Origin of the sequence: Pseudomonas sp. PA-6-3C, assembly GCF_021605825.1 — a bacterium.
GTDB classification, from domain to species: Bacteria; Pseudomonadota; Gammaproteobacteria; order Pseudomonadales; family Pseudomonadaceae; genus Aquipseudomonas; species Aquipseudomonas edaphica.
The window spans coordinates 34,507-52,110 of record NZ_WKDV01000010.1 but is presented as its reverse complement, the minus strand read 5'-3'; the positions used below and the strand labels follow the sequence as shown (position 1 = coordinate 52,110).

The 17,604-nt window shown below is 59.0% G+C and carries 15 protein-coding genes; all 15 read right to left on the bottom strand.

Annotated elements, in window-relative coordinates; translation table 11 throughout:
- Positions 1-165: 165 nt before the first annotated feature.
- Positions 166-1,113 (bottom strand): acetyl-CoA carboxylase carboxyltransferase subunit alpha, encoded by a 948-nt coding sequence (locus tag GIW48_RS09190; RefSeq protein WP_017137153.1) that lies wholly within the window; start codon positions 1,111-1,113, stop codon positions 166-168.
- Between the two features lie 129 nt (positions 1,114-1,242).
- The gene (gene dnaE / locus GIW48_RS09185; protein WP_017137152.1) at positions 1,243-4,764 is read right to left on the bottom strand and encodes a DNA polymerase III subunit alpha; all 3,522 of its coding nucleotides are present in this window, start codon (positions 4,762-4,764) and stop codon (positions 1,243-1,245) included.
- 77 nt (positions 4,765-4,841) lie between these two features.
- On the bottom strand, positions 4,842-5,474 hold the full coding sequence (gene rnhB, locus GIW48_RS09180; protein WP_017137151.1) for a ribonuclease HII: 633 nt from the start codon (positions 5,472-5,474) through the stop codon (positions 4,842-4,844).
- The gene (gene lpxB, locus GIW48_RS09175) at positions 5,471-6,610 is read right to left on the bottom strand and encodes a lipid-A-disaccharide synthase (protein ID WP_017137150.1); all 1,140 of its coding nucleotides are present in this window, start codon (positions 6,608-6,610) and stop codon (positions 5,471-5,473) included. The genes rnhB and lpxB overlap by 4 nt, the downstream gene beginning before the upstream one ends.
- A 2-nt stretch (positions 6,611-6,612) precedes the next feature.
- Positions 6,613-7,389 carry an acyl-ACP--UDP-N-acetylglucosamine O-acyltransferase gene (lpxA, locus tag GIW48_RS09170; RefSeq protein WP_017137149.1) on the bottom strand — a complete coding sequence of 259 codons (777 nt, stop codon included), beginning with the start codon at positions 7,387-7,389 and terminating at the stop codon, positions 6,613-6,615.
- Positions 7,386-7,826: a 3-hydroxyacyl-ACP dehydratase FabZ gene (gene fabZ / locus GIW48_RS09165; protein ID WP_003172281.1), complete on the bottom strand. Its 441-nt coding sequence runs from the start codon at positions 7,824-7,826 to the stop codon at positions 7,386-7,388. The genes lpxA and fabZ overlap by 4 nt, the downstream gene beginning before the upstream one ends.
- 111 nt (positions 7,827-7,937) lie before the next feature.
- Positions 7,938-8,993: a UDP-3-O-(3-hydroxymyristoyl)glucosamine N-acyltransferase gene (lpxD, locus tag GIW48_RS09160; RefSeq protein ID WP_017137148.1), complete on the bottom strand. Its 1,056-nt coding sequence runs from the start codon at positions 8,991-8,993 to the stop codon at positions 7,938-7,940.
- Positions 8,994-8,996: 3 nt separating this feature from the next.
- The gene (locus GIW48_RS09155; protein WP_003189173.1) at positions 8,997-9,500 is read right to left on the bottom strand and encodes an OmpH family outer membrane protein; all 504 of its coding nucleotides are present in this window, start codon (positions 9,498-9,500) and stop codon (positions 8,997-8,999) included.
- A gap of 45 nt (positions 9,501-9,545) precedes the next feature.
- On the bottom strand, positions 9,546-11,936 hold the full coding sequence (bamA, locus tag GIW48_RS09150; RefSeq protein WP_017137147.1) for an outer membrane protein assembly factor BamA: 2,391 nt from the start codon (positions 11,934-11,936) through the stop codon (positions 9,546-9,548).
- Positions 11,937-12,010: 74 nt separating this feature from the next.
- On the bottom strand, positions 12,011-13,363 hold the full coding sequence (gene rseP, locus GIW48_RS09145) for a sigma E protease regulator RseP (protein ID WP_017137146.1): 1,353 nt from the start codon (positions 13,361-13,363) through the stop codon (positions 12,011-12,013).
- A gap of 53 nt (positions 13,364-13,416) precedes the next feature.
- On the bottom strand, positions 13,417-14,607 hold the full coding sequence (gene ispC, locus GIW48_RS09140) for a 1-deoxy-D-xylulose-5-phosphate reductoisomerase (RefSeq protein ID WP_138454083.1): 1,191 nt from the start codon (positions 14,605-14,607) through the stop codon (positions 13,417-13,419).
- Positions 14,604-15,413 (bottom strand): phosphatidate cytidylyltransferase, encoded by an 810-nt coding sequence (locus tag GIW48_RS09135; protein WP_170036455.1) that lies wholly within the window; start codon positions 15,411-15,413, stop codon positions 14,604-14,606. The genes ispC and GIW48_RS09135 overlap by 4 nt, the downstream gene beginning before the upstream one ends.
- Complete coding sequence (gene uppS, locus GIW48_RS09130; RefSeq protein WP_017137143.1) at positions 15,414-16,169, bottom strand: polyprenyl diphosphate synthase; 756 nt, start codon at positions 16,167-16,169, stop codon at positions 15,414-15,416.
- A 17-nt stretch (positions 16,170-16,186) separates the two neighbouring features.
- Complete coding sequence (gene frr / locus GIW48_RS09125; protein WP_138453693.1) at positions 16,187-16,744, bottom strand: ribosome recycling factor; 558 nt, start codon at positions 16,742-16,744, stop codon at positions 16,187-16,189.
- On the bottom strand, positions 16,741-17,484 hold the full coding sequence (gene pyrH, locus GIW48_RS09120) for a UMP kinase (protein ID WP_003172271.1): 744 nt from the start codon (positions 17,482-17,484) through the stop codon (positions 16,741-16,743). The genes frr and pyrH overlap by 4 nt, the downstream gene beginning before the upstream one ends.
- Positions 17,485-17,604 lie beyond the last annotated feature (120 nt).

The following is a 17,604-nucleotide window of genomic DNA, read 5'->3' as shown; positions in this document are numbered from 1 at the left end:
TACGGCAGCCAAGCATACACAAAGCAAATATGGGAGCGGGCTTGTGTGGGAGCCGGGCCTGCCCGCGATGCAGACAACTCGGTTCATCTGTTACACCGAGTTGATGCTATCGCAGGCAAGCAAGCTCCCACATAAGCCAGCTCCCACATTGGGTACTGCGAGGACTTAGAGGCCGTAGCTCATCAGGCGCTCATAACGACGCTTGAGCAGCGCTTCGTTGTCCAGCTTCTTGAGCATCGCCAGTTGCGAACCCAGCTCGGCACGGATAGTCGCAGCAGCGGCAGCCGGATCGCGGTGGGCGCCGCCCAATGGCTCGGCGATAACTTTATCAACGATGCCCAGGCCTTTCAGGCGATCGGCGGTGATGCCCATGGCTTCGGCAGCGTCCGGCGCTTTTTCGGCGGTTTTCCACAGGATCGAGGCGCAACCTTCCGGCGAAATCACCGCGTAGGTCGAATATTGCAGCATGTTCAGTTGGTCGCAGACGCCAATGGCCAGCGCACCGCCGGAACCACCCTCACCAATCACGGTGGCGATGATCGGGGTTTTCAGACGGGACATGACGCGCAGGTTCCACGCGATCGCTTCGCTCTGGTTGCGCTCTTCGGCATCGATACCGGGGTAAGCACCCGGGGTGTCGATGAAGGTCAGGATCGGCATCTTGAAGCGCTCGGCCATTTCCATCAGGCGGCACGCCTTGCGGTAGCCTTCCGGGCGCGGCATGCCGAAGTTACGGCGAACCTTTTCACGCACTTCACGGCCTTTCTGGTGACCGATCACCATCACTGGCTGGTCGTCCAGGCGGGCGATACCGCCCACGATGGCCGCGTCGTCGGAAAAGTGGCGATCGCCATGCAACTCGTCGAATTCGGTGAAAATGTGCTGAATATAATCCAGGGTGTACGGACGGCGCGGGTGGCGGGCCAGGCGCGCGATCTGCCAGCTGGTCAGCTTGCCGAAAATGTCTTCGGTGAGCGTGCTGCTCTTGTCTTGCAGGCGAGCGATCTCATCGCCGATATTCAGCGAATTGTCATTGCCGACCAGGCGCAGTTCTTCAATCTTGGCTTGCAGGTCAGCGATCGGCTGTTCGAAATCAAGAAAATTCGGGTTCATAAGCGTCCGTCTTGGGTCGACGGCCAAGGAGTGCCTGGCCAGCCGGTTGTCTATTCGCGCCCTACCTTAAGGGAGAGGCGCGTTTAGGTCGAGATTAAATGTTCAGCCGAGATCAGACGTATCTGACCGTCAGCGGTATTGGAGGAAGACGTTGTCTCGCCCGAACTGGTCACGCAAAGCTTGAATCAAGCCATCAGCGGGATCAATTCGCCACGTCTCACCAAACTGCAACATCGCCTTGGCGTCATTGCCGGTGTATTCCATGGTCACCGGGCACGCGCCACGGTGACGTTTGAGCAAGTCACCCAACCAGCGTAGCTGATCGCCTTTAAGGGCTTCGGTCTTGACCTTCAAGCGCAGGCTTTCGGCCAGGTTGGTGCGCGCATCTTCCATGCTCATCACCCGCTTGATCCGCAAGCGCAGGCCGCCGGAGAAGTCATCGTTGCTGACCTCGCCTTCCACCACCACCATGGCATCGGTCTGCAGCAGCGACTGCGCGGAGTGAAACGCATCGGCAAACAGCGACGCCTCGATGCGGCCCGAGCGGTCATCGAGGGTGATAAAGCCCATCTTGTCGCCCTTCTTATTTTTCATCACGCGCAGGGCGATGATCATGCCGGCGACGGTCTGGGTATCGCGCGCTGGCTTCAGGTCGATGATGCGCTGACGGGCGAAACGGCGTATTTCACCTTCGTACTCGTCGATCGGGTGACCGGTCAGGTACAGGCCCAGGGTGTCTTTCTCACCTTTGAGACGCTCCTTGAGGGTCAGCTCCTTGGCCTTGCGATGGTTGGCATAAACGTCGGCATCTTCCTCGACAAACAGCCCGCCAAACAGGTCGGCGTGGCCACTGTCATGGGTGCGGGCGGTCTGTTCGGCGGCCTTGATCGCTTCTTCCATGGCTGTGAGCAGCACCGCCCGGTTGCGGTCGATGTTCGCCTGGTAAGCCTTCGGTTCATCATGAAAATACGGGCCGAGACGATCGAGCGCGCCACTGCGGATCAAACCATCGAGGGTGCGCTTGTTGATGCGCTTGAGGTCAACCCGTGCGCAGAAGTCGAACAAATCCTCGAACGGCCCATGCTGACGCGCTTCGGTGATTGCTTCAACCGGCCCTTCGCCCACGCCCTTGATGGCGCCCAGGCCATAGATGATGCGGCCTTCGTCGTTCACCGTGAACTTGAACTCCGAGGCGTTCACGTCCGGCGCGTCGAGGCGCAGCTTCATGGTGCGCACTTCCTCGATCAAGGTCACGACCTTGTCGGTGTTGTGCATATCCGCCGAGAGTACCGCCGCCATGAACGGCGCCGGGTAGTGGGCTTTCAGCCAGGCGGTCTGGTACGACACCAGGCCGTAGGCGGCGGAGTGGGATTTGTTGAAGCCGTAACCGGCGAACTTCTCTACCAGGTCGAAAATGTTACCAGCCAGGTCCGCGTCGATATTGTTGGTGGCGCAACCCTCAATGAAACCGCCGCGCTGCTTGGCCATTTCCTCGGGCTTTTTCTTACCCATGGCGCGACGCAGCATGTCCGCACCGCCAAGGGTGTAACCGGCCATGACCTGGGCAATCTGCATCACCTGTTCTTGATACAGGATGATGCCGTAGGTCGGCGCCAGTACCGGTTTTAGGCCTTCATACTGGTAATCGGAGTGCGGGTACGCCAGTTCGGCGCGGCCGTGCTTACGGTTGATAAAGTCATCCACCATGCCCGACTGCAGCGGGCCTGGGCGGAACAAGGCCACCAGTGCGATCAAGTCTTCCAGGCAGTCGGGCTTGAGCTTTTTGATCAGCTCTTTCATGCCGCGCGACTCAAGCTGGAACACCGCGGTGGTTTCGGCTTTTTGCAGCAGCTGGTAGGTAGGTTTGTCATCCAGCGGGATAAACGCGATATCCAGCGGTTCTTCGTCGACCTTGGCGCGCTCGCGGTTAATGGTCTTGAGCGCCCAGTCGATGATCGTCAGGGTTCGCAGGCCGAGGAAGTCGAACTTCACCAGGCCGGCTGCCTCCACGTCATCCTTATCGAACTGGGTGACCAGGCCATCGCCTTCTTCATCGCAATAAATCGGCGAAAAGTCGGTGAGCTTGGTTGGCGCAATCACCACACCACCGGCGTGTTTGCCGACGTTACGCACCACGCCTTCGAGTTTGCGTGCCATGTCCCAGATTTCGGCGGCTTCTTCATCGATCTTGATGAAGTCGCGCAGGATTTCTTCCTGCTCGTAAGCCTTCTCAAGCGTCATGCCGACTTCAAACGGAATCATCTTCGATAGACGGTCCGCCAGACCGTAGGACTTGCCTTGCACCCGCGCCACGTCACGGATTACGGCCTTGGCCGCCATGGAACCGAAGGTGATGATCTGGCTCACAGCATTGCGGCCGTATTTCTCGGCCACGTACTCGATCACACGGTCGCGACCGTCCATGCAGAAGTCGACGTCGAAGTCGGGCATGGAAACCCGTTCCGGGTTCAGGAACCGTTCGAACAGCAGGTCGTATTCCAGCGGGTCAAGGTCGGTGATCTTCTGCACATAGGCCACCAGCGACCCGGCACCCGAACCCCGCCCTGGGCCTACCGGCACGCCGTTGCTCTTGGCCCACTGGATAAAGTCCATTACGATCAGGAAGTAACCGGGGAACCCCATCTGGATAATGATATCCAGCTCGAAATTCAGCCGGTCGACGTAGACCTGGCGCTTGGCGTCGTAGTCTTCGGTGGTGTCCTTGGGCAGCAGAACGCTCAATCGCTCTTCCAGACCGTCGAACGACACCTTGCGGAAATACTCATCGATGGTCATGCCATCGGGAATCGGGAAGTTGGGCAGAAAGTGCTTGCCCAGCTTCACTTCGATATTGCAGCGTTTGGCGATTTCGACCGAGTTTTCCAGCGCCTCAGGCAGGTCGCTGAACAGCTCGGCCATTTCATCGGCGCTTTTGAGGTACTGCTCTTCGCTGTAGTTCTTGGAGCGGCGCGGGTCATCCAGTGCCCGGCCTTCGCCAATGCACACGCGGGTTTCGTGGGCCTCGAAATCTTCTTTCTTGATAAAGCGCACATCGTTGGTCGCAACCAGCGGCGCGCCCAGCTTGTCGGCCAGGGCCACGGCGGCGTGCAGGTGTTCTTCGTCATTGGGGCGATTGGTGCGCTGGACTTCCAGATAGAAGCGGTCGGGAAACACGTCCATCCACTCGCGGGCCAACACTTCGGCTTCCTGGGGGTTGCCGCCCAGCAGCGCGATACCGATCTCGCCCTCTTTGGCGGCCGAGAGCATGATCACGCCCTCACTCGCCTCAGCCACCCACTCACGCTCAATGATGATCGAGCCGTTGCGCTGGCCGTCGATAAAACCGCGCGAGATCAATTCGGTGAGGTTGCGATAACCCACGCCATTCATCGCCAGCAGGCTGATGCGGCTCAGGGGGTTATCCGGGTCTTTGTTCGACAGCCACAGGTCGGCGCCGCAAATCGGCTTGATGCCGGCGCCCATGGCGTTCTTGTAAAACTTGACCAGGGAACACATGTTGTTCTGGTCGGTAACCGCCACCGCAGGCATGTTCATGCCCACCAGGGTTTTGACCAGCGGTTTGATCCGTACCAGGCCGTCGACCAGGGAGTATTCAGTGTGCAGGCGCAGGTGAACGAATGAAGCCGGCATAGTGATCCTGTCTAAAAACTTAGAAACAACAAGGCCCGGGATTGTACCGGGCCTTGAGCAAAACATCAGCCTCGCGACTAAACCTCGCTGAGACTCTCACGCGCCTCGTAAGCCTGACGGACCGGGGCGAACGAACGACGGTGGATCGGCGTCGGGCCCAGGCGAGCCAAGGCTTCCAGATGAACGGGCGTCGGGTAACCTTTATGACCACCGATGCCGTAGCCCGGATAGATCAATTCAAACGCCGCCATTTCGCGGTCGCGGCTGACTTTGGCCAGGATCGAGGCGGCGGCAATCGCCGGGACCTTGCTATCCCCCTTGACCACGGCTTCTGAAGGCATCGCCAGTTTGGGGCAGCGGTTGCCGTCGATCATCGCCATTTTCGGTGTGATGTGCAGCCCTTCGACGGCGCGCTGCATGGCCAGCATGGTGGCGTGAAGGATGTTCAGCTCATCGATCTCTTCGACTTCGGCCCGGGCGATGTGCCAGCTCAACGCTTTTTCGCAGATCTCGTCGTAGAGCTTTTCACGGCGCGCTTCGGTGAGTTTTTTCGAGTCATTGAGACCGAGGATCGGGCGATTTGGGTCGAGGATCACCGCCGCCGTCACCACCGCGCCACACAACGGGCCACGCCCCACTTCATCAACACCGGCGACCAGTGCGTCGGCGTGTGCGACCAGACTGAAATCCAGGCCCATTTGCGTGGTCATAAAGCGTCCTCTTTTTGCCCGATCAAGGTCAGTACGGCATCGGCTGCCTGGTTCGATGCATCACGCCGCAGGGTGCGGTGGATGTCGTCAAAACCACGGGTCTGCTCTTCGCCGCCGTCGATCAAGGGTAGTAGGGTTTGTGCCAGGGCTTCGGGCGTTGCATCGTCCTGCAACAACTCCGGCACCAGCAGGCGTTGGGCCAGCAGGTTAGGCAAGGAGATGTAAGGGCTCTTGACCATGCGCTTGAGAATCCAGAACGTCAGCGGCGCCAGGCGATAAGCCACGACCATCGGGCGTTTGTACAGCAGCGCCTCCAGGGTCGCGGTGCCCGAGGCAATCAATACCGCATCACAGGCGGCTAGAGCCAGGTGCGACTGGCCGTCGAGCAAGGTCAACGGCAGATTGCGGCCTTCGAGCAACGTCTCGATTTGCGCACGCCGTTGCGGGCTGGCGCAAGGTAATACGAAACGCACGCCTGGCTTCAAGGCTTGAAGGCGTTCGGCAGCCTCGAAAAACACACTGGCCAGACGCCCGACTTCACCGCCTCGACTGCCCGGCATCAATGCCACCAGCGGACCGTCAGGCAAGCCCAGTTGGGCGCGCGCGGCGGCGCGGTCAGCTTGTAGCGGGATGGTGTCGGCCAAGGTATGCCCGACAAACCGCACCGGTACGCCCTTCTCTTCGTAAAACCTGGCTTCGAACGGCAGCAAGGTCAGCATCAAGTCGCAGCCTTCGCGGATCTTCAGCACACGCTTCTGCCGCCACGCCCATACGGACGGGCTGACGTAATGCACGGTCTTGATGCCGGCCTGACGCAACTTGAGTTCGATATTGAGGGTGAAGTCCGGCGCATCGATGCCAATAAAGACGTCGGGCTTTTCTTCGATCAGGGTTTGAATCAGCAGCTTGCGGCGTGCCAGCAACTCACGCAGGCGGCCCAGCACCTCCACCAGCCCCATGACCGACAGGCGCTCCATGGGAAAGTAGGATGTCAGACCTTCGGCCTGCATCAGCGGGCCGCCCACGCCAATAAACTCCACCGCTGGATGCTGGGCCTTGAGCGCCCGCATCAGGCCAGCGCCCAGGATATCGCCGGAAGCCTCACCGGCCACCAGCGCAATACGCAGAGTAGCCATGATCAGCGGGTGATGCCGCGCGTCGATGCCTGGATAGAGTCGCGGAACACCGCGACTTCCGGGAACAACGCTGCTGGCTCGGTCAGTTCAGTCAGTGCCTGCTCAACCGTCAGCCCCTGACGGTAAACCGTCTTATAGGCGCGGCGCAGAGCGTGAATCGCGTCTTCACTGAAACCGCGACGGCGCATGCCTTCGAAGTTCATGCTGCGGGCTTCGGCAGGGTTGCCGAACACCGTGACAAATGCCGGAACATCCTTGCCAATCGCCGTGCCCATGCCGGAAAAGCTGTGGGCGCCGATATGGCAGTACTGGTGGACCAGGGTGAAGCCGGACAGGATCGCCCAATCGTCAACGTGCACATGGCCGGCCAGCGCCGTGTTGTTGACCAGGATGCAATGGTTGCCGATCACACTGTCATGGCCGATATGCGCATAGGCCATGATCAGATTGTGATCACCCAACGTGGTTTCGGCACGATCCTGCACAGTGCCACGGTGAATGGTCACACCTTCACGGATGATGTTGTGATCACCGATTACCAGGCGTGTTTCTTCACCCTTGTACTTCATGTCCGGGGTGTCTTCGCCTACCGAGGAAAACTGGTAGATACGATTGTGTTTGCCAATGCGGGTCGGACCTTTGAGGATCACGTGTGGCCCGATGACAGTCCCCTCGCCGATTTCAACACCTGCGCCGATGATCGACCAAGGGCCGACCTCAACGTCGGCGGCCAGAACGGCCGACGGATCGATGATTGCGCGAGGGTCAATCAAACTCATAGTTTGCGTTCCGCACAGATGATCTCAGCGGAACACACCGGCTTGCCGTCCACCGAGGCCTGGCATTCGAACTTCCAGATCTGGCGCTTGCAGCTGATGAACTTGGCTTCCAGGATCAACTGGTCACCCGGGGTGACCGGGTTGCGAAAGCGCAGTTTGTCGGAGCCCACGAAATAGTAAAGCGTGCCGTCGGCAGGCTTGAGGTCGAGCATTTTGAAACCAAGGATACCGGCAGCCTGGGCCATCGCTTCGATAATCAGCACGCCCGGCATGATCGGATGCGCGGGGAAGTGACCATTGAAGAACGGTTCGTTGATGCTGACATTCTTGTAGGCACGAATGCGCTTTTCCTCGACATTGAGGTCCACTACACGGTCCACCAGCAGGAACGGGTAACGGTGAGGCAGGTATTCGCGAATCTCGTTGATGTCCATCATTTCGGGGGGAAGCCTGTAATAAAGATTGGGGGCGGGCGAACTAAACGCACGCCCCGCTAGCAAATCAAGGAGGCAGTCTAGCGGCTGTGCACACTTGATATGGAAATGGTATCAGCCTTCTGATGAAGCATTACCGCCAGGGGTCACGTCCTCGACACGCTTTTCGACCTGCTTGAGGCGTCGGGCCATGTCGTCGATCTTGCGCAAACGTGCCGCACTTTTGCGCCATTCAGCCGCAGGCTGCATGGCCGTACCGGAAGAGTAGGCACCCGGCTCGGTAATCGAGTGGGTCACCATGGTCATGCCGGTGATGAAGACGTTGTCGCAAACTTCAATATGCCCCACCAGCCCAACGCCACCGGCGAGCATGCAATGCTTGCCGATCTTGGTACTGCCGGAGATACCCACGCACGCCGCCATGGCGGTGTGATCGCCAATCTGCACGTTGTGGGCGATCTGGATCTGGTTGTCGAGCTTCACGCCGTTACCGAGTACGGTATCGGCCAAGGCCCCGCGATCCACAGCGGTGTTGACACCGATTTCCACGTCGTCGCCGATCAATACGCCGCCGACCTGGGCAATTTTGTGCCAGATGCCTTTGGCGTTGGCAAAACCGAAACCTTCGCCACCGATCACTGCGCCTGACTGAATGACAACCCGCTCACCAATACGCACGTCGTGGTAAAGGGTGACGCGAGGCGCCAGCCAACCATCGGCGCCGATTTCGCAGCGCGCACCGATAAAGCAATGAGCCCCCACCGTGACACCGGCAGCAATGCGCGCACCACTCTCGATCACGGCAAACGCGCCAATGCTGGCCGCAGGGTCAACCTGGGCATCATCGGCAATCACGGCCGACGGGTGAATACCAGCCGCCGCCCTGGGTTTCGGATCGAACAGGTGCGACGCCCGGGCATACGCCAGGTAAGGGTCGGCAACCACCAGCGCATCCCCGTTAAACCCTTCGGCGTCAGCGGCCTTCAGCAACACGGCTGCGGCTTGGCTGTCGACCAGGTATTTACGGTATTGGGGATTTGCGAGGAAGCTCAACTGAGCTGGGCCAGCCTCCTGCAAGGTGGCTAGCCCAGTAATTTCTTTCTCCTTGGAGCCACGCAAGGTGGCCCCCAGGAACTCGGCCAACTCGCCGAGCTTGATAGTCGCGGTCATGGCTTACTTCAGCTGGTTCATGCGCTCGATCACCTGGCGGGTGATGTCGTATTGAGGCTTGACGTCAATCACGGCGCCGCGCTCGAACACCAGGTCAAAGGCACCTTTCTTGATGACTTCTTCCACGGCGCTGTCGAGCTTAGGCTTGAGCTGCTTGAGCATTTCACGGTCAGCAACGGCTTTGGCTTCGTTCAGCTCCTTGGACTGGAACTGGTAGTCGCGGGCCTTTTGCTTGAATTCAAGCTCCAGACGCTCACGCTCGCCTTGCTGCATTTTGTCGCCACCGGCTACCAGACGATCCTGGATACCCTTGGCACTGCTTTCCAGAGTCTTGAGCTTGGTCAGTTGCGGACCGAACTTCTTCTCGGCATCCACGGCGTAACGCTTGGCCGCGTCGGATTCCAGCAGGGCCATCTGATAGTTCAGGACGGCGATTTTCATTTCGGCGAAGGCCGGGGTGGTTACCAGCACGGTGGCCAGCAGAACCAATTGAGTCAACTTACGCACGATGTACTCCTACAGAATCCGTTGTCGTTATCTTGGGTCAGACGCTTAGAACGTCTGGCCGAGGGAGAATTGGAAAATCTGGGTTTCAGCGTTATCCGGTTTCTTGATCGGCATGGCCAGAGCAAAGCTCAATGGGCCAAGTGCAGTCACCCACGTCACACCTACACCTACGGAACTGGCGAGGTTGGTCAGACTGACGTCATTGCACTGGGTGTTGGACACAGAACCAGGAGTCGGGTTGTTGACCTGTTGGCACTTGGAGTCAAACACGTTACCCACGTCCCAGAAGACCGAAGTACGCAGCGAACGCTGATCCTTGACGAATGGCAGCGGGAACAGAAGCTCGGCACCACCCTGGATCAGTACGTTACCACCGAATGCCAGAGCGTCATTGTTGGAGTCAGGGAGCGTGCCTTGGTTACCGGTTACCGCTTGACCACGACTCGGCGTACCACGCGGGCCCAAGGTACTGTCCTTGAAGCCACGAACCGAGTTGAAACCGCCTGCATAGTAGTTCTCATAGAACGGCAGACCACTGGTCGAACCATAACCGTCGCCATAACCCAATTCGGTGTGCAGGCGCACGGTGTAGTTGTCGCTCAGCGGCTGGAACAACTGGCCACGGTAGTCGAGCTTGAAGAACGACAGGTCGCTGCCCGGCGTGGTGGCTTCAGCAGTCAGGCTTTGGGAATGGCCACGTGTCGCCAGCACACCTTTGTTCAGGGTCGATTCCGACCAGCCAACCGACGCCTTGAAGTTCAGGAACTGGTCACCTTCACGGCGCACGAAGTCGAAAATCTCATCCGTGGTGTACACACCGGTCTTGATTTTGTCCTGTTGCGCAGTAAAACCGAAGGTCAGACGCGAAGTCTCGCTGATCGGGTAACCGATGTTGACACCGGCGCCGAGGCTGTCGATCGCGTAGCTGGCAACGTCAACGTTCAGGTCTTTGTAGTCGGTGGTGCGGTAGAAGGCGTTGTAGCCCAGGCTCACACCGTCAGCTGTCCAGTAGGGGTCGACATAACCGAAGTTATAGCGGCTCTGGTATTCGCTTCGGGTCAGGCCGATGGAGACCTTGTTACCGGTACCGAGGAAGTTGTTCTGGGTGATCGAACCACCGAGGATCAGGCCGGCACTCTGTGCAAAACCGACGCTGGCAGTGATCGAACCCGAGGCCTGTTCTTCAACGGCGTAGTTCACGTCAACCTGGTCATCCACACCCGGTACGGCCGGGGTTTCGACGTTGACTTCCTTAAAGAAGCCCAGGCGCTCAAGACGGGTCTTGGACTGGTCGATCAGGTAAGTCGACGCCCAGCCACCTTCCATCTGACGCATCTCACGACGCAGCACTTCGTCCGCAGACTTGGTGTTGCCACGGAAGTTGATGCGGTTCACGTAGGCACGCTTGCCTGGGTCGACAACGAAGGTGATGTCCACGGTGTGGTCTTCGTCGTGCGGGGTCGGCACGCCGTTGACGTTGGCGAAGGTATAGCCTTCGTTACCCAGGCGACGGGTGATCAGTTCGGACGTGGTGGTCATCAGCTTGCGCGAGAACACCTGGTCTTTCTGCACCAGCAACAGCGACTTCACCTGGTCTTCAGGGACTTTCAGGTCGCCGCTGAGCTTGACGTCACGCACGGTGTATTTCTCACCTTCGTTGACGTTGACGGTGATGTAGACGTGTTTCTTGTCCGGGGTGATGGACACCTGGGTCGAAGCGATATCCATGTTGATATAGCCACGGTCCAGGTAGTAGGAACGCAGACGTTCCAGGTCACCGGAGAGTTTTTCACGGGCGTACTTGTCATCGTTCTTGAAGAACGACAGCCAGTTGGTGGTCTTGAGTTCGAACAGGTCGATCAGGTCGTCATCAGCAAACTTGGTGTTACCCACCACGTTGATGTGCTGGATCGCCGCCACGGTGCCTTCGTTGATCTTGACCTTGAGGCCAACACGGTTACGAGGCTGCGGAATCACTTCGGTTTCCACGGACGCGGAATAGCGACCCTGGGCGACGTACTGACGTTGCAGTTCGTTACGCACACCCTCGAGGGTGGCGCGCTGGAAGATCTCGCCTTCGGCCAGGCCGGATTGCTTGAGACCCTTCATCAAGTCTTCAGTGGAGATCGCCTTGTTACCCTCGATCTCGATACTGGCGACGGAAGGTCGCTCAACGACAGTGATGACCAGGACGTTACCTTCGCGACCCAGTTGGATATCTTGAAAGAACCCGGTTTTGAACAGCGCACGAGTGGATTCCACCAGGCGACGATCATCCGCCTGTTCCCCGACGTTCAACGGCAAGGCACCAAAGACGCTACCGGCGGAAACCCGCTGGAGGCCGTTGACGCGAATATCGGAGATAGTGAAGGACTCGGCGTGAACTTCGGCGATCATCAATACGGTGAGAACCGCAGTTAGCAGCAGACGTTTCATGAAGTCCTTTCTTATTCCAACTGGCAATAAACAAACTGCCGCAAAATGCGGCAGATTCGCAATTCAGCGAAGCGTTACAGTCGTCCCAGATCGTTGACCAGAGCTAACAACATCACTCCAACCACCAAACTGATACCGATCTGTATCCCCCAACCCTGCACCCGATCCGACAAGGGGCGACCACGCACCCACTCGACCAGATAAAACAACAGATGCCCCCCATCCAATACTGGAATGGGCAGCAAATTCAGAACTCCAAGGCTAATACTCAGATAAGCCAGGAAATTCAGGAAATCCGCGACACCCGACTGGGCAGAAGCGCCCGCCACTTTAGCAATGGTTATCGGTCCACTCAAGTTTTTTACCGAGAGCTCGCCGAACAACATTTTCTTGAGCGATTCGAGGGTCAGCACACTCATGGTCCAAGTGCGTTTTGCACCCTCGCCAATCGCCGCCAACGGCCCGAAGCTGACCTCCCGCACCATCGAGGGTGGCCAGTCGACACCTTTCACCCCGGCACCCAGGTAACCCCCAGCGGCCTTGGCTTCCCCGCGTACCGCCAGGGTCACAGGGACGTCGATTTGAGCACCATCGCGCTCAACTTTCAGCACAATTTTGGTATCAGGGCGTACACGCACCAGATCAACCACTTGCTGCCAGTCGCCCAGCGCCTGGCCATCAAGGGCCAACAAACGGTCGCCGGTTTTCAGACCTGCGGCTTGCGCCGGGCCTTTCGGATCCAACTCGGCCAGCACCGGCGGCAAGGCCGGGCGCCAAGGCCGAATCCCCAGCGACTTGATCGGATCAGGCTCATCTGCGCCCTTGAGCCAGTGATCCAGGGCCAGGGCGCGAGGCGTCTCGGCGGTGGAATCCTGTTCGCGCACCACCACATTAATGGTGCCGCTTTCACCCATGCGGCGTACCAGCTGTAAATTGACCGCGCCCCACCCTGTGGTCGGTTCACCATCAATGGAAACAATTTCCTGCCCTGCGACCAGGCCGGCCTTGGCCGCCATGCTGTCCGCTTCGACCGCGCCGATGACCGGGCGCACCTGCTGGCTGCCCATCATGGCCAAGACCCAGAAGAACACCATCGCCAAGAGGAAGTTGGCGATCGGACCGGCAGCCACAATCGCGATACGCTGACGAACGGTCTTGCGATTAAAGGACTGGTCCAATTGATCAGCCGGCACTTCGCCTTCACGCTCATCGAGCATTTTGACGTAGCCACCCAGCGGAATGGCCGCAATTACGAATTCGGTGCCACGACGATCGTGCCAACGCAGCAACGGCATGCCGAAACCGACGGAAAAGCGCAGTACCTTGACGCCGCAACGACGCGCCACCCAAAAGTGGCCGAATTCGTGGAAGGTGACCAGCACACCCAGAGCAACCAGGGTGCCGACAATCATGTAGAGCGCACTCATCTAATTTCTCCGCATTCCAATCCAGTGCCTGAAGGCTCAAACCTGCCCACAGGCTAACGCGCGTTGCGGTTCAACCATTGCTCGGCCAGGGCACGGGCCTTTGCATCGGCCTCGAACACTGCACCTAAATCTTCCACTGCCACAACGGGCTCAAGACTCAAAACTTCCTCGATGATACTCGGGATCTGCGGGAAGCGAATACGCCCGTCAAGAAACGCCGCCACAGCCACCTCGTTAGCCGCATTAAGCATCGCCGGCGCACTGTTGCCCGCCTCTGCTGCTTGACGCGCCAAACGCAGGCACGGGAAGCGTTGTTCGTCCGGCGCCTCGAAGTCCAGGCGCGCAACGGCGAACAGGTCCAACGGCGCGACCCCCGAGTCAATCCGCTCCGGCCACGCCAGGGCATTGGCGATCGGCGTGCGCATGTCCGGGTTACCCAACTGCGCCAGCACCGAGCCGTCCACATAGTCGACCAGGGAATGAATCACACTTTGCGGATGGATCACCACTTCAACCTGATCGGGCCGAGCGTCGAACAACCAGCACGCCTCGATCAACTCCAGGCCTTTGTTCATCATGCTCGCCGAGTCCACGGAAATCTTGCGCCCCATGGACCAGTTCGGGTGTGCACAGGCCTGATCAGGCGACACGTGCTCCAGATCAGCCAGTGGAGTTTGCCGGAACGGACCACCGGATGCCGTAAGAAGAATCCGTCGTACACCCACCTGGCTCAAGCCGCGGGCAAAATCACCGGGCATGCACTGGAAGATTGCGTTGTGTTCGCTGTCGAGGGGCAGCAACACTGCGCCGCTCTTGCGTACTGCCTGCATAAAGAGCGTGCCGGACATCACCAGCGCTTCTTTATTGGCCAGCAGGATCTTCTTGCCGGCACCCACCGCTGCCAGCGTCGGGCGCAAACCCGCTGCGCCGACGATGGCCGCCACCACGGTGTCCACCTCGGCATCGGCCGACACCTGGCACAGCCCTTCCTCACCCACCAGCACCTGCGTAGCCAGCCCGGCAGCCTGCAACTGTTGCTGCAAGCCACGTGCTGCCGCCACTTCAGGCACTACGGCAAAGCGCGGCGTATGACGCACGCACAGGGCCAGCAGCTCGGCCAAACGGGTGAACCCGGTCAAGGCAAACACCTGATAACGGTCAGGATGGCGAGCGATCACATCCAGGGTGCTCAACCCCACCGAGCCGGTTGCACCCAACACGGTCACCTGTTGCAGGCGGCTCACGAAGCCGTCATCCACAACAGCACTGCAAAGATCGGGATAGCAGCGGTAAGGCTATCGATACGATCCAGCACGCCGCCATGGCCCGGCAGCAGGTTGCTGCTGTCCTTGATCCCGGCCTGGCGCTTGAACATGCTTTCAGTCAGGTCGCCCACCACCGAGATGAACACCACGACCGCCGTACCCAGCAGGGCCAGGAGTATTTCCTTCACCGACCAGTCGCGCACAACACCCACTACGAGCGTGATCAGCAAGGTCAACGCCAAGCCGCCGTAGACGCCTTCCCAGCTCTTGCCAGGACTGACAGCCGGGGCCAGCTTGCGCTTGCCGAAGGCGCGACCAGAGAAGTAGGCGCCAATATCGGCGCCCCACACCAATACCATCACCGCCATGATCAGCCAGTTGCCCATCGGTGCATTCTTGATTTCCACCAGGCCTTGCCAGGCCGGCAGCAAAATCAACAAGCCAATCACCAATTTGCTGGCAACACTGGACCACTGGCCACTGGTGCGCGGAAAGGTCAGCACCAGGAAGGTCGCGAGCGCCCACCACAGCACCGCAGCGCCCAATACCCAAGGCACCACGATGCTCGACAGGGTATGCATCAGAAACAGCAACAGCGCTACAACAGCGGCGTAGACCACGCGTGGCAATTGCGCATTAAAGCCCGCCAGACGCGCCCACTCCCAGGCACCCAGGGTCACGACCACGCCGATAAACAGCGCAAAGCCGGAACCATCGAGCAGGAAAAACCCACACAAGGCGATCGGCAGCAGGATCAGTGCGGTGATGATTCGTTGTTTAAGCATTTAAACCCGGGCTCCAGCTTCGATCTGCTCGCTCGTTTTACCGAAGCGGCGCTGACGGGAAGCGAAATCGGCCAGTGCATTACGCATGGCATCGTGTTTGAAGTCCGGCCAGAACAGGTCGGAGAAGTACAGCTCGGTGTAGGCCAACTGCCACAACAGGAAGTTGCTGATGCGGTGCTCGCCACCGGTGCGGATACACAGGTCCGGCAACGGCAGGTCACCGGTCACCAGGCAGGTTTGCAACAATTCGGGCGTGATGTCGTCGGGCCGCAGGTGCCCGGCCTGTACCTCGCGAGCCAGGCGCTGCGCGGCCTGGGCGATATCCCACTGGCCGCCATAGTTGGCCGCGATCTGCAGTACAAAACGGTTGCTGCCAGCGGTGATGGCTTCAGCTTCGCGCATGGCCGCCTGCAGCTCCGGATGAAACCGCGAACGGTCACCGATGATACGCAGGCTGATGTTGTTGTCGTTGAGGCGCTTGGCCTCACGACGCAAAGCCTTGAAGAACAGGTCCATCAAGGCGCTGACTTCTTCGGCCGGCCGTTGCCAGTTCTCACTGGAGAAGGCAAACAGGGTCAACACTTCGACCTTGGCCTCGGCACATACCTCAATCACCGCGCGCACTGCATCGACACCCGCTTTATGCCCGGCGACACCCGGCATAAAGCGTTTTTTCGCCCAGCGATTATTCCCATCCATGATAATCGCGACATGGCGCGGCACCACAGAGGGCACAGTCTGCTTGGTCTTTTCCATGAAGGTGTCCTGACCCCTTATACGGCCATCAGGTCCTTTTCTTTCTCTTCCGTAGCCTTGGTGATCTGGGCCTCGGCATCTTTGGTCAGCTTGTCGATATCGGCGACGGCGCGACGTTCTTCGTCTTCGCTGATTTCTTTGTCCTTGACCAGTTTCTTCAGGTCGCCCAGCGCATCACGGCGGATATTACGCACTGCAACCCGCGCATCTTCAGCTGCGCTGCGCGCCTGCTTGGTGAAGCCCTTACGGGTTTCTTCGGTCAGGGCCGGCATGGAGATCAGCAACAACTCGCCCAGGTTGGTCGGGTTGAGGTTCAAGCCAGCGCTCTGGATGGCCTTGTCGACAGCGCCGAGCATGTTGCGCTCAAAAGCCACGACTTGCAGGGTGCGCGAGTCTTTTACGGTGATATTGGCTACCTGAGTGATGGAGGTATCTGCGCCGTAGTACGGCACCATCACACTACCCAGGATGCTTGGGTGAGCCTTGCCGGTACGAATCTGGCCAAATGCATGGGCCAGAGACTCCAGGGATTTCTGCATACGCTCTTGAGCGTCTTTCTTGATTTCGTTGATCATTGTTGGCCTTCCTCGATCAGAGTCCCTTCCGCGCCGCCGTGTACGATATTCAGCAGGGCGCCGGGCTTGTTCATGTTAAATACGCGCAGCGGCATCTTGTGGTCGCGGCACAGGCAAATAGCCGTCAGGTCCATCACACCCAGCTTGCGATCCAGCACTTCATCGTAGGTCAGATGATCGAACTTCTCGGCATGCGGGTCTTTGAATGGGTCGGCAGTATAGACGCCGTCTACCTTGGTGGCCTTGAGCACCACGTCAGCATCGATTTCGATGGCACGCAGGCAGGCAGCCGAATCGGTCGTGAAGAACGGGTTACCCGTGCCTGCGGCAAAGATCACGACTTCCTTGGCGTTCAGGTGGCGCATGGCTTTGCGACGATCATAATGATCAGTCACGCCAACCATGGAAATAGCCGACATCACGATGGCCGAGATATTGGCGCGCTCCAGGGCGTCGCGCATGGCCAGGGCGTTCATCACAGTGGCCAGCATGCCCATGTGGTCGCCAGTGACCCGGTCCATACCGGCAGCACTCAGTGCCGCGCCACGGAACAGGTTACCGCCGCCAATCACCAGGCCGACTTGAACGCCGATGCCGACCAGTTGGCCGACTTCGAGCGCCATGCGGTCGAGCACCTTGGGATCGATCCCGAACTCTTCCGAGCCCATCAGGGCCTCGCCGCTGAGCTTGAGTAGAATGCGTTTATAGCGAGCCTGATAACCACTGCCCTGCTGAGCCATTGCGAATCTCTCCTGCGGCGTATTTTTTAAAAATTCTTGGCGAGCCGTTTACGGCTTGCGTTCACTCTAGCTGGACGCTATCACAGCGCCATCGGAACACGGCTTTGTAAGCCAGTTCCG